The sequence below is a fragment of the Paramicrobacterium chengjingii genome (genome assembly GCF_011751765.2).
Taxonomy (GTDB): domain Bacteria; phylum Actinomycetota; class Actinomycetes; order Actinomycetales; family Microbacteriaceae; genus Paramicrobacterium; species Paramicrobacterium chengjingii.
Window position 1 is genome coordinate 134126 of record NZ_CP061169.1, and the last position, 12539, is coordinate 146664.

The 12539-nt window shown below is 61.8% G+C and carries 10 protein-coding genes; 6 read left to right on the plus strand and 4 right to left on the minus strand.

Translation table 11 applies throughout. The features are described 5' to 3' along the window. The first annotated feature begins 59 nt into the window (after nt 1–59). Nucleotides 60–1793, plus strand: a complete 1734-nt coding sequence (locus HCR76_RS00715; protein ID WP_166985857.1) for an ABC transporter ATP-binding protein — start codon at nt 60–62, stop codon at nt 1791–1793. Then, a complete protein-coding gene (locus tag HCR76_RS00720; RefSeq protein WP_166985855.1) occupies nt 1793–3934 on the plus strand; it encodes an ABC transporter ATP-binding protein in 2142 nt (713 codons plus the stop codon). The genes HCR76_RS00715 and HCR76_RS00720 overlap by 1 nt, the downstream gene beginning before the upstream one ends. A 22-nt stretch (nt 3935–3956) precedes the next feature. Here HCR76_RS00720 and HCR76_RS00725 read toward each other — a convergent pair whose 3' ends face one another. From HCR76_RS00725 to HCR76_RS00730, 3 genes are all read right to left on the minus strand, one after another. After that, nucleotides 3957–4391, minus strand: a complete 435-nt coding sequence (locus HCR76_RS00725; protein WP_166985853.1) for a DUF2871 domain-containing protein — start codon at nt 4389–4391, stop codon at nt 3957–3959. 117 nt (nt 4392–4508) lie between these two features. After that, nucleotides 4509–4640 (minus strand): putative transporter small subunit, encoded by a 132-nt coding sequence (locus HCR76_RS17475; RefSeq protein ID WP_218044407.1) that lies wholly within the window; start codon nt 4638–4640, stop codon nt 4509–4511. A 9-nt stretch (nt 4641–4649) separates the two neighbouring features. Further along, a complete protein-coding gene (locus tag HCR76_RS00730; RefSeq protein ID WP_166988069.1) occupies nt 4650–6302 on the minus strand; it encodes a sodium:solute symporter family protein in 1653 nt (550 codons plus the stop codon). 584 nt (nt 6303–6886) lie between these two features. Between HCR76_RS00730 and putP the strand changes: the two genes are divergently transcribed. From putP to HCR76_RS00750, 4 genes are all read left to right on the plus strand, one after another. Then, the gene (putP, locus tag HCR76_RS00735) at nt 6887–8449 is read left to right on the plus strand and encodes a sodium/proline symporter PutP (protein WP_166985850.1); all 1563 of its coding nucleotides are present in this window, start codon (nt 6887–6889) and stop codon (nt 8447–8449) included. A gap of 145 nt (nt 8450–8594) precedes the next feature. After that, nucleotides 8595–9629 (plus strand): alpha/beta hydrolase, encoded by a 1035-nt coding sequence (locus tag HCR76_RS00740; RefSeq protein ID WP_244971443.1) that lies wholly within the window; start codon nt 8595–8597, stop codon nt 9627–9629. Beyond that, nucleotides 9629–10663, plus strand: a complete 1035-nt coding sequence (locus HCR76_RS00745; protein ID WP_166985847.1) for a hypothetical protein — start codon at nt 9629–9631, stop codon at nt 10661–10663. Before HCR76_RS00740 ends, HCR76_RS00745 begins: the two co-directional genes overlap by 1 nt. Next, nucleotides 10660–11436, plus strand: a complete 777-nt coding sequence (locus HCR76_RS00750; RefSeq protein WP_166985844.1) for a putative protein N(5)-glutamine methyltransferase — start codon at nt 10660–10662, stop codon at nt 11434–11436. The genes HCR76_RS00745 and HCR76_RS00750 overlap by 4 nt, the downstream gene beginning before the upstream one ends. A 36-nt stretch (nt 11437–11472) precedes the next feature. On the opposite strand, the gene HCR76_RS00755 is transcribed toward HCR76_RS00750, so the two are convergent. Further along, complete coding sequence (locus HCR76_RS00755; protein ID WP_166985842.1) at nt 11473–12510, minus strand: DUF2804 domain-containing protein; 1038 nt, start codon at nt 12508–12510, stop codon at nt 11473–11475. Between the last annotated feature and the right edge of the window lie 29 nt (nt 12511–12539).

Genomic DNA, 12539 nt, shown 5'->3' on the forward strand with positions numbered 1-12539 from the left:
ATGCTCATACGCTCGCCACTTTCGCCAGGCGAGAATCACTACGTCAGGACGAAACTCTCGTGGCCCTCCTCCGCCTCTCGCTTCACTATGCCCGGCCCTACTGGCCGTGGATCATCGGCGTCGTCATTTTGCAGCTCGCATCAACGATCGCCACGCTGTACCTGCCCAGCCTCAATGCGCGCATCATCGACGAGGGCATCGCCAAGGGCGACACCGAGTTCATTTGGAACACCGGAATCGTCATGCTCATCGTCTGCTTTGCGCAGATCATCGCCGCCATCGCGGCGATCTATTGCGGCGCGCGCGTCGCAATGGCCGTCGGCCGCGACCTTCGTCGTGCCATCTATAGCAAGGTTGACAAGCTCACCGCTCTCGAGGTCGGCCGCTTCGGCACAGCAACGCTGATCACACGAAACACCAACGATGTGCAGCAAGTGCAGATGCTCGTGCTCATGACCCTCAACTTCATGGTCTCGACGCCCATCATGTGCATCGGCGGCATCATCATGGCACTGCGTGAAGACGTCGGCCTGTCCTGGCTTGTCTGGGTCTCTGTGCCCCTACTCTTCATCATCGTCGGATTTCTCGTCAGGCTGCTTCTGCCGCTTTTCCGAGAGATGCAGGATCGCATCGACACCATCAACGGCGTGCTGCGCGAACAGATTGTTGGCATCAGGGTCATCCGCGCCTTCGTGCGTGAGCCCCACGAGACCGAACGCTACCGCTCAGCAAACGAGTCGATCACTCGCGTCTCGGTACGCGTTGGCAACATCTTCGTTTTGATGTTCCCCGTCATCATGATGGTTCTCCATCTAGCAACATCCGCCGTGCTCTGGTTCGGCGGGCATCGAGTGGATGCTGGCGCAATGGAGGTCGGCTCGCTCACCGCCTTTCTGCAATACCTCCTGCAGATTCTCGTCGCCGTCATGATGGGCGTGTTCATGGTGATGATGATTCCCCGCGCAGTTGTGTGCGCTGAGCGCATCGACGACGTGTTTCGCGAGAGCGACCACGTTGCGCCGAAGGTTGAGAAGACGCCGACACCTCAGACCGGCACCGTCGTGTTCGACCACGTAACGTTCGGGTACCCCGGCGCTGAGCGCCCCGTTCTCGACGACGTCAGCTTCACCGCCGCTCCGGGACGAACGACAGCGATCGTCGGCTCGACCGGTGCCGGCAAGACCACGCTCGTCAACCTCATTCCCAACCTGTATGACGTGCAGTCAGGGGAAGTCACGATCGACGGCTCCTCCGTTGCCGACCTCACGCGGGCGCAACGGGCAAGCGTGATCGGCCTCGTACCGCAGAAGCCCTACCTCTTTTCTGGCACGATCGGCTCCAACCTGCGATTTGGAAGGCCGAACGCCACCGATGACGAGCTCTGGGAGGCATTGCGCATCGCCCAGGCCGACGACTTCGTCGCCGCGAAGCCGAAGGGGCTTGACGACCCGGTCGCCCAGGGCGGAACCAACGTTTCCGGCGGTCAGCGACAGCGGCTCTGCATTGCTCGCGCCCTCGTGTCGCAGCCCAAAGTGTTTCTGTTCGACGACTCGTTCTCGGCGCTCGACGTATCAACCGACGCTCGGCTGCGCGAAGCGCTCGCCGAGTCGATAACGGATGCCACCGTGATCGTCGTCGCCCAGAGAGTCTCGACAATTCGCGAGGCAGACGAGATCATCGTGCTCGACGCCGGCGTGATCGTCGGCCGTGGCACCCACGACGAGCTTCTGCAGACGAATGAGACGTACCAGGAGATCGTCGAATCTCAGCTCAGTGTGGAAGGGGTGCGCTGATGGCCCGCCGCGACAAGAAGAACGCTGCCTCCACAGCATCCGGGGCCGATTCGACCGGATCGAACATCGCCGAGGCCGAGGCAGCGAAGACCGACGATGCGCTGCTGGAGTTCACCCCGACTGAAGCAGACGGCGACATGTTCGGTGGCGCTCCGGCTAAGAAGGCACAGCACTTCTGGCCGTCGACCAAGCGTCTCGTCGGACTGCTGAAACCCGAGCGAGCGGGCATGATCTTCGTCGTGCTGCTTGTCGTCGGTTCCGTCGTGCTCACGGTAATTGCACCCAAGGTGCTTGGAGCAGCCATGGACGTGATCTTCAATGGCGTTATTGGCGCGCAGCTGCCTGAGGGAGTTCCACTCGAGACGATCATTGCTCAGGCGAAAGCAGCGGGCCAAGGGGACTTCGCCCAGATGCTCGCGACAGCCGATGTGGTTCCGGGGCAGGGGATCGACTTTGTCGAGTTGAGCCGCCTCATCTTCATCGTGCTCGGCATGTACGTCATCGCGTCCATGCTCATGTGGGCGCAGGGCTTCATTTTGAATGCCCTCGTGATGCGCGTGGTCTACCGACTGCGCGAAGAGATCGAGGTCAAGCTCAACCGCTTGCCGCTGAGCTACTTTGATACGCGCCAGCGCGGAGACCTCATGTCGCGCGTGACGAACGATGTCGACAACGTGCAGCAGGCACTTCAGCAGGCGTTCTCGCAGCTCGTGCAGTCTCTGCTCACGATCGTGGGCATCGCGGCTATGATGTTCATCGTCTCGTGGCAGCTTGCGCTGCTTGCGCTCATTGCCCTTCCACTCTCGGGCATCATCGCCGGCGTGATCGGCGTTCGTTCGCAGAAGCTGTTCACCGCACAGTGGAAAGAGACGGGAACGCTCAACGGGCACATCGAAGAGTCGTACTCAGGGCTGGAGCTCGTGCGCGCCTTCGGCCGTGATGAAGAGATGCTGCAGGAGTTCGACGACCGCAATGAGAAGCTCTTCCGGGCATCCTTCGGTGCGCAGTTCGTCTCGGGCATGATCATGCCCGCCATGCAGTTTGTCTCCTATCTTTCGTACGTTCTGATTGCCGTTGCTGGTGGCCTGCGCGTCGCGTCTGGGCAGATGACGCTCGGTGATGCAACGGCGTTCATTCAGTACTCTCGCGAATTCTCCCAGCCGATCAGCGAGATGGCCGGGGTCGCCAACATGGTTCAGTCGGGTGTCGCGTCGGCGGAGCGTACGTTCGAGCTGCTCGACGCAGACGAGCAAGAGCCAGACGACGTGCGCGCCGAACTGCCGGAGAAAACCGACGGACACGTGCAGTTCGATGGCGTCTCGTTCAGTTACGTGCCTGAATCGTCGCTCATCGAGGATGTCTCGTTCGAGGTGCAGCCTGGCGAAACCGTCGCGATTGTCGGGCCGACCGGCGCGGGCAAGACAACGCTTGTCAACCTCGTGATGCGGTTCTACGAGATCACCGGTGGGCGCATCCTGCTCGACGGCATCGACACGCGCGAGCTCTCACGTGCCCAGCTGCGCTCGCAGGTCGGCATGGTGCTGCAAGACACCTGGCTGTTCGAGGGCAGCATCCGTGACAACATCCGATACGGCCGTCTCGATGCCACAGACGACGAGGTCGTGGATGCCGCCACGGCAACCATGGTCGATCGCTTTGTGCGCCAGCTTCCTGACGGGTACGACACAGTGGTGGATGCCGAGGGCGGCAGCGTCTCTGCCGGCGAGCGTCAGCTCATCACGATCGCCCGGGCGTTCCTTGCCAACCCGTCGCTGCTTATTCTCGACGAGGCGACGAGTTCGGTTGACACGCGAACGGAACTGCTCGTGCAGAAGGCTATGGCGGCGCTGCGCACCGACCGCACATCGTTCGTCATCGCGCACCGCCTGTCGACGATTCGCGATGCGCACACGATCCTCGTGATGGAGAATGGCGCGATTGTGGAGCATGGCACCCACGACGCTCTGCTCGCCAGGCGCGGGGCATACTTCGACCTCTACATGACGCAGTTCCGAGGTGAAGACCGCGAAGAGCAGTTCGAGACCGAAGAGCACCTCGAGGTGGCGGCCGAGGCGCCCCTGACACAGGAAATACCGGCAGTAACCGGAACTGTGCCGACGGAGAGTGTCTCGAACGATTGACGTTGCGTGAGCGAGCCTCGGGTCAGCGGATCTGCGGCTCGCTGACGTTCTTCGGCTGCGAGAGAATGCGCGATCCAAGCGCACCGAAGAGCAGTCCGAATCCCACGGTCAGCGTCATGTGTCCCATTCCTGCAATGCCGGCAACAGCTGCACTGGTCTCGCCACCGGAGACCGTGATGATGCCGTTCGCCAGCATTCCTCCCGTCGAGACGAGAAGGCCGGCGCTGTAGACCCAGAAGAACCAGCTGAACAGGGGGCTCTGTGACAGGCTGAACGTCTTCTCGAGAACCAGCGCGATGAGAAAGACGAGAGTGCCGAGAGCGAGCATGTGCGTGTGCACGACACTGAGCTGCGAATCGACTGTCACTCCGAGATCTTTCGTGAATTCTCGATAGAACAGCCCGGCGGCCAGACCGAGAAGAGTGGATGCTGCGGCGGCCCAGAACAAGCGTTTCATGATGCTCCTTGAACGATGCGGTACCACCACTCTCGCAAGCAGCAGCGCCGCCGTCATCGAGCGAAAGTTTGACCTTCCGCGGGGTGGCGACGGCGCTGCAGTGAATCGCTGGCGCGGCTAGATCAAACGGCGGCCCTCGCGGCGGGCCTCACGCCATTCCCGAAAGAAGGCGCTCGCAATGTAATACAGAGTTCCGGCAACGATGAGCGGCCAGATCAGAACATAGACCGTCAGCAGAATGACATTCATGGATGCTCCTTAGCGTCGCGGCGAGTCCGCGGACTCGTCGTCGGAATCGGTGGCGGTATCGGTGGTGTCGACCGGGGTGACTGTGTCGAGCAAGGCATCGGCCGGGTCTTCCGTGTCGAAATCACCGGTGCGCTGTTTGATGAGGTCGAAGTCGAAGTTCATCGAGCTGCGGAACGAAATCGCGGTGCAAATGATCGTACTCACGGCATACGCGATGAGCGAGCCAGACAGCACGGCGTAGTCGTGAAGAAACCCGATGCCGAACGGAGCGGATGCCACGATGGAGACGCCTCCGACAATGAGCGCGACGCGTTTGCCGAAGAAGCCGAAGGCCATGAGCCCGAGCACGATGCCGATGCCGATGACGGCGAGGATGTCGAACAGGATTCCGGTGATGCCGGCCATCGAGATCCACTCGAAGCGAACAGGTATAAATACGAGGAGCGCTGCGAGCACTGACACAGAGAAAGCGAGGTTCGTCACCTTCTTCCAGTAGAAGCTGGCGATCACCGGGAACACGAGTGCACCCCACAGGGCACCGACGAACACGAGCAGGTCGAGAATGTTCATCTGGCCGCTGGCGAAGAACAGCGCGGCACCCGTTGCAACGATCATGGTGATGCGGCCGACGAGCAGCATCGTCTTGGGGTTTGCGTTCTTCTTTCCCGCAATGTTCTGACCGTAGACGTCGGCCATCATGATCGAAGACAGAGCGGCGAGGTCTGAATCGGCAGTCGAGGCGAGCGAACCGATGATCATGATGAAGAACAGGCAGAGCAGCACCGGTCCGAGGAACGTCGCGGCGATCTGCGGAATGAGGTTGTTGGGATCGCCGCCGAGGGGTTCGATGCCGAGATAGAGCGCCATCACGCCGAGCATCCCGATTCCGATGATTGTCGCTCCGTAGCCGATGGTCGCGGTCACGAACGTCTTCTTGATGAGGTCCTCGCGCACGGCGAAGAGGCGCTGCGCAATGGTCTGGTTGCCGATCGCATAGGCGAGCACCGCGGCGATGTATGGTGCGCCCTGGTTGAGGAAGGCGTCTGACGAGAAGAAGTCGCCCTGCTGCGGTGTCAGGTTCTGTGCTCCGTCGACGAACATCGAGGGGCCTCCCGCGAGAAAGAACACGGCGGGGATGATGACGACGACGGCGCCGAGCATCGCGAGCACCTGCGCGAAGTCGGTGAGCACTGAGGCGCGGAAGCCCGACCACAGGGTGTACAGGAGAACGCCTGCAGCGATGACCAGGATGCCCTGGCCGAAGCTGAAGGGCGAGAGCATTGAAACGAGCGCGCCTCCGGCGATGAAGTTTGACGTGAGGCTGATGAGGCTTCCGAGAACATTGGAGCCCGCGAGCATCAGCTGGCTCGACCGACCGTGCCTGGCGTGCATGACCTCGGCCATGGTGTGCGCGCGCGGCGCGACTTTGCGGATGCGGCGGCCAAACGGGTAGATCAGCAGAATCATCAGGGCTCCCCAGAGCCCATAGTGGATGGGACCGGAGATCCCGTACGTGTAGCCCGACGTTGCCGACGCGTACATCGACGATGCCCAAATCCACGTTGCGGTCATCGACGCGGCCGAGATGCCGAAGCCGATCTTGTTGCCCGCCGTCATGTAGCCGTCCGCGTTCTCCTTCTTACGGCTGATCGCGATCGACATCACAAGAGTGCCGCCGAAGAAGAGAACCAGCAGACCAATGGTCAGCGGCCCTCCCAATTGATTGAGCCCCGATACGTCCACGGAGAATGTCGTCCTTTCATCGGCGGAGCCGGACCCGCGCTGATTTCTGTGCGTACCTGTTGGCAGGCAGCATCGTGCATCCGCCGTCGACGGGGTGATTCGCGATCCGGCACCGCGAACAAGCGCGACCTGACACCCATGGTGAGATCACGCTGCGCGGCTCAGCAGACAAGCTCACGCCACCTGGAGAGTGGGAGCATCACGTCGCGAGCACACGCGCCGTGAGCCACCATAGCAAAGCTGGAAATCGGTTGCGAATTGGCAGAGATTTCCGTGGATTCTCAGGTTTTCGCTAGGGTGATGTGGTGCGCAAGGTGCTCGAAGCCGCCACGCAGTCTCTGATGACGACGCAATTTAGTCATCCTCGCGCGCTCACCCCATCAAGAAACTCGCGTCGATATTGCGTGGATGACACCCGTTTGAGGGCCCGAAATCGGGGAATCCTCTGGCATAGTGGAAGCATCCTCACATTGACGTGAGGAGAGAAAAACCCGAGGAGCAGTATGTCGGATCAGGTGTTCCAGACAATCGCCATCGTTCTCTATTTCGCGGGAATGCTCACCATTGGTTGGTTCGCGTATAGAAAAACCAAGAACAACCTCGACGAGTACATGCTCGCGGGGCGTGGTTTGAACCCGGGAGTAGCCGCCCTGAGCGCCGGTGCGTCCGACATGTCGGGCTGGTTGCTCATGGGTCTTCCCGGTGCCATCTACATCTCAGGTCTTGTCGAGGCCTGGATTGCGATCGGTCTCACGATCGGAGCGTGGCTCAACTGGAAGTTCGTCGCACCGCGGTTGCGTGCGTACACAGAGGTCGCGGGAAACTCCATTACGATTCCGAGCTTCCTCGAGCATCGGCTACGGGACAAGTCGCGCGCACTGCGCATCGTGTGCGGTGTCATCATTCTGGTGTTCTTCACGTTCTACGTTTCAAGTGGAATGGTGGCAGCAGGCAAGTTCTTCGAGTCCAGCTTCGGCGTCAACTACGTCTGGGGAATGCTTCTCGTCGCCGTGATCACCATGATCTACACGCTTTTCGGTGGATTCCTTGGTGCAACCCTCACCGACGTCGCTCAGGGCCTGCTGATGCTGGCAGCGCTGATCGCTGTTCCGATCGTCGCCGTGATCAACGCGGGCGGCCCCTCGACCGTTGTCAATACGATCGTCGACATCGACCCGAACCTGCTCAACCTTGTGTCGGGCGGAACCGCCCTGGGCATTATTTCCGCTGCAGCATGGGGTCTCGGGTACTTCGGTCAGCCGCACATCATCGTTCGGTTTATGGCACTGAAGAGCCCGCAGGATGCTAAGGCAGGGCGACGCATCGGCATCGGCTGGATGATTCTCACCGTGGTCGGATCGATTGCCACGGCGCTGATCGGCATCTCGTACTACCACAACACTGGCGGAGCTCCGACGGACGCGAAATCTGGCGAGACGGTGTTCCTCGATCTCGCGCAGGTGCTGTTCCATCCGTTCATCGCCGGTCTGGTGCTCGCTGCAGTTCTCGCGGCGATCATGTCGACGATCTCCTCTCAGCTTGTCGTCACGTCGTCCGCGCTCGTCGAGGACCTTTACAAAATGGTTGCCGAGAAGACGGGAGGGGTCGCTCGGATCAAGGAGAAGACCTACGTGACATTCGGACGCCTTGGCGTTCTGGTCGTCGCGATCATCGCCGTTCTTCTCGCGCTCAACCCCTCGAAGAGCATCCTCGACCTCGTCGGGTTCGCCTGGGCAGGGTTCGGTTCGGCGTTCGGCCCGGTTATCCTGCTGGCGTTGTTCTGGAAGAAGCTCAGCAACTGGGGTGCTCTCTCCGGTCTCATCTCGGGTGCCCTCGTGGCATACCTCTGGGGACAGTTCGGTGCAACCTGGTTCGGTGCCGAGTCGTGGGTCGCACAGACCTACGAGATCATCCCCGGCTTCATCGTGAACCTCCTCGTCGCGATCGTCGTCAGCCTGATGACCTTCAAGCCGAACGACGATGTCACACAGGAGTTCAGCCGCACGGCAGAGATCTCGATGCCGAACTACAAGGCACCGGCTGAGTCTGCGTCGACCGAGGCCTGAGCAGCGTCGACTCAGCAAACAGGATGCTGTGGGGCAGGATGTTCTCCTGCCCCACAGTTCTGTTCAGAGGCGTAGAAGACTCGACACAGGTACATTGTCGTCGGGGTTTCCCCGGCAAAGCGCGGTTCATCGCTATGCTCGCGACGTGACTTCTTCCCAGAAGCGTTCGCGCTTACATTTCCTCCGGCGCCAGCTTCTGCTCGGATGCGGCGTCGTTCTCGCACTCATCGCGCTTGTATCGAGCGCGAGCCCGTGGCCATCGACAATGCTGATTCGGTGGACGTTCGAAGACGATGGCGCGGCCACGGTGGCCGAAATGGAGCGCAACCAACCGAAGCTCGACATCGAATCAAAGCGGAACATCGCCTACGCACCCGACAGCGAAGACACGCGACTCGATGTCTTTCGCCCAGCATCGGCGACTGATCCGCTCCCCGTCGTCGTTTGGATCCACGGCGGCGCGTGGGTGTCGGGAAGCAAAGACAACGTTGCACCGTATCTTGAGATGGTTGCAAACGAAGGCTATGCAGCGATCGGCGTCGACTACACGCTGGGACCCGAAGCGACGTATCCCACCGCGTTTGAACAGCTCAACACAGCTCTTGAATACATCGACGATCACGCCGATGAGCTGGGTGTCGACCCCGACCGGATCATTCTTGCGGGGGACTCCGCGGGTTCGCAGCTGGCCAGCCAGCTCGCCGTTCTCGTTACCAATCCGCACTATGCGCATTTCACCGGCATCGAGCCAGCGCTGTCTCCCGACCAGCTTGACGCCGTGATTCTGTACTGTGGCATCTACGACCTCGACGCCATGGCTGAGCTTACCGGCATCGAATCCTGGGGTCTGAAAACAGCGTTGTGGGCCTACACAGGCACGAAAGAGTGGTCGCAGCTGGCCTCAGGCTCTCTGATGTCCACACAGAATTGGGTGACCGAGGACTTCCCAGAGACGTTCATTTCCGGAGGAAATGGTGACGCTCTCACCTGGATTCAATCATTGCCGATGTCGCAGACGCTGCGCGACGAAGGGGTTTCGGTCACGGAGTTGTTCTATCAGGCCGACCACCAGCCAGCGCTTCCACACGAGTACCAGTTTCATCTCGACCTCGCTGATGCCAGAAATGCGTTCGACAAGACGCTTGGTTTTCTGCAGCGGGTAACGGCAGAGTCGACGTAGTGCGCAATTTCGACACTGAGTGGCTGCGGTATCAACCGACTCGAACGGAGCTGCGCGCGTTCCGTCGGAACGCGCGCGACGGCGGCGTTCCCTCCGCCGATGGCGCCGCCCCCAGCGTCCGCGGCGGCTGCACCACCGCGCTGATGGTTCCGTTCAGCCTTGCTGTCGTCGTCTTCTCACTCGTGGGATTCAGCGAGGACGGCATCACCGGTCTCACCATTGGCCTTGCCGTTTTCGCGCTCTTCATGGTGCTTGGCACTGTGCTCATCGTCGGACGGGTACGGATTCCTCGATTCGGCCCACGCCTCTGGCGTGATCGGCTGAGGCTTGCTCGTCTCGCCGATGCAAACGACTGCACCTATACCCCCTTTGCCGAGTCCGCGCATGGAGCGGTCGGACTTCTACTCGAGTTGAGCGACCAGATTTACGACGTCGTGACGACGCGTGAGAGCCCGCGCATTTCACTCGGAAATCTCGCGTACAAGCAAGAGACCAGCCGTGGCGGTGTGATCGATCATCGCTGGGGCTTCGTCTCGGTGCAGCTCGAGCGCACGTTTCCGCACATGATTCTCGATTCACGCACGAACAACGGCCTCAATGGTGAGGTATTCCCCAACCCGTACCGGGGCGGCGCACTACAGCTCGAAGGCGATTTTCCTCGCCACTTCACGCTCTTCTGCCCAGCTGGCTACGGCGCAGACATTCGGTACGTGCTGACGCCGGACTTGATGACCGATCTCATTGACGATGGGGCGGGATTCGACGTGGAGGTCATCGACGACCGCATCATTTTCTACAAGCCGCTCGGGCTCGCCCTCGGGCGGGAGCGGGAGTGGCAGCTGGTCAACCGTCTTCTGCAGCGCGTCGCAGCAGACATGGCCCGGCGTGCGGGGCGATACTCAGACGCCCGCACGGTCGATGGCAGAGTCGCGCCCGGCGGCGTGCGCATGCAGAAGGTGAATGTGCTGCCCTGGATGATCGGAACGGCTCTCGTGCTGATCGTCGGCGCCGTGCTCACCCAGGTGTTCCATTGAACGAACCGGATGCGCTCGCCCTCACGCCCCGCCTTCGTGAGGCAGGATGTGTCTTCGCCGAGGAGGAGGCTGCACTGTTTCTCGACGCAGCGCACGATCCTCGCGAGCTGGAGCTGATGGTGCGGCGCCGCATTGCGGGTGAAGCGCCCGAGCACATTGTCGGGTGGGCCGAGTTCTGCGGATTGCGCATCGCAGTGGCGCCTGGCGTCTTCATTCCGCGCCAGCGCACTGCAGCGCTGGTCGATCAGACTGTGCGGCTGTGCCGGGCAGACAGTGTCGTAGTTGACATGTGCTGCGGTTCGGGCGCGCTCGCACGCGTCATCGCCGACCGCGTGCCGGGCGCTCGGCTTCACGCTGCTGACATCGACGTGTCGGCGGTTGCCTGCGCTCGCGAGAACCTCGCCGGTATTGGCGACGTGTATGAGGGAGACCTCGTCGATGCGCTCCCGCCCGGCTTGTGTGGACACGTCGACGTGATGGTCGCCAACGTGCCGTACGTTCCGCGCGACGAGCTGCGCCTCATGCCAGCGGAGGCGCGCGAGCACGAAGCGGCCGTCACACACGACGGCGGCGCTGACGGGCTCGACGTGTTTCGTCGCCTCGCCGATGCGGCCCCCGAGTGGCTGGCGCCGGGCGGCAGCATCCTCAGTGAAATTGGTGCCGGTCAAGTGGATGCCGCGTGTGCGGCCCTCGGCTCGGCAGGCTTGCTCGGGGTCACACTTTATGACGATGAGCGCGAGACGACCGTGGTGATCGGTACATGGCCCCGGTAACGCCTCGAACGTTCTACGACTGCCGACCCGCTCAGGTCACCAGCGGTTGTGCACGTCTTCGGCCCAGCCTTCGATGCCGGTGAACTCTGTCGCCTCGCCGTCGGCGTCGCGAAACCACCCCGAGTACGTGCCGAAGCACTGGTCGGCACGGGCTGTCACAACGCCGAGGTTGGTACGCGAGGTCTTGTTGTAGAAGGGCTCGAACGTGAGGTCGATGTCATCGCCCGTGATGCGCCAGGGCTCACCGTAGTTCTGTGCGTCATATTGCCAACGCAGTTCTTGACTGATTTTGTGCAGTCGGCCGTCGAGCAGGAATGCGTTCTCTGTCGAGCCCGTGCCGATCGTCCATTGGCCGCCGATCTGAATGCCGATCGTGTGACCGTTGCTCTCGCCGGAGCCGGCGCCCCAGTTCCAGCGCACGTCGTAGGGCCAGCGCCCGCGCCCATGGTCGAGCACTGCCCACGAACGGCCGGCGGGAACGTCGTAGCGCACGTCATCGATGACGAGGGTTCCGGATGCTGGTCGAGCCACGTCTTTCACCGTGTACTGAAAGCGCGTATCGCTCCACGGTACGACCACGCCCAGGCACTCGTGCCCCGGAGGAGTCTCGGCAATGACGTCGAACCGCACGCGAGGTGCACGTGCTCTCAGCCGTGTGGCTGCGGCATCCGTGTCGGTGATCTCGATGGTGAGGGGCCCCGCCTCCGCGCTCGCCGGACCGTTGCCCAGGCTCGCGGGCAGAACGACGCCGCGGCCCAGAGGAACGGTGGCGCCGTGCCCGATCGATTCGTGCGTCTCACGGTCGAACACCCACACCTCGTGCACGCCGGCGTAGTCGATCGAAGACACAGTGGCCGCCATGATGTGCGTCGGTGTCATGACGCACCAGTACTCCCAGCGCTTGTTGCGACCCCAGGTGCGATGCCCGTCGATGCCGCTCGTGTCGAGCAGCGGACGGCGCATCCACCCGACAGCGTTGCGATTGAGCCGCCCGCGCGCGTCGGTGAGCGACGTGGGCTGGGTGATCTCGCATTCGTGGATGTCGCGATTGGGCGTTTCGGGTTCGGGGGTCATGGTTCTCCGAGAAGTCGGGCTGGGTGCTC

Coding starts and splice junctions, on each gene's coding strand:
- HCR76_RS00725 (WP_166985853.1), bottom strand. CDS start 4,391: ATGAAACGCTTGTTCTGGGCCGCCGCAGCATCCACTCTTCTCGGTCTG.
- HCR76_RS00755 (WP_166985842.1), bottom strand. CDS start 12,510: ATGACCCCCGAACCCGAAACGCCCAATCGCGACATCCACGAATGCGAG.
- HCR76_RS17475 (WP_218044407.1), bottom strand. CDS start 4,640: ATGAATGTCATTCTGCTGACGGTCTATGTTCTGATCTGGCCGCTCATC.
- HCR76_RS00730 (WP_166988069.1), bottom strand. CDS start 6,302: ATGTCGATCGCGATCAGCCGTAAGAAGGAGAACGCGGACGGCTACATG.
- HCR76_RS00720 (WP_166985855.1), top strand. CDS start 1,793: ATGGCCCGCCGCGACAAGAAGAACGCTGCCTCCACAGCATCCGGGGCC.
- putP (WP_166985850.1), top strand. CDS start 6,887: ATGTCGGATCAGGTGTTCCAGACAATCGCCATCGTTCTCTATTTCGCG.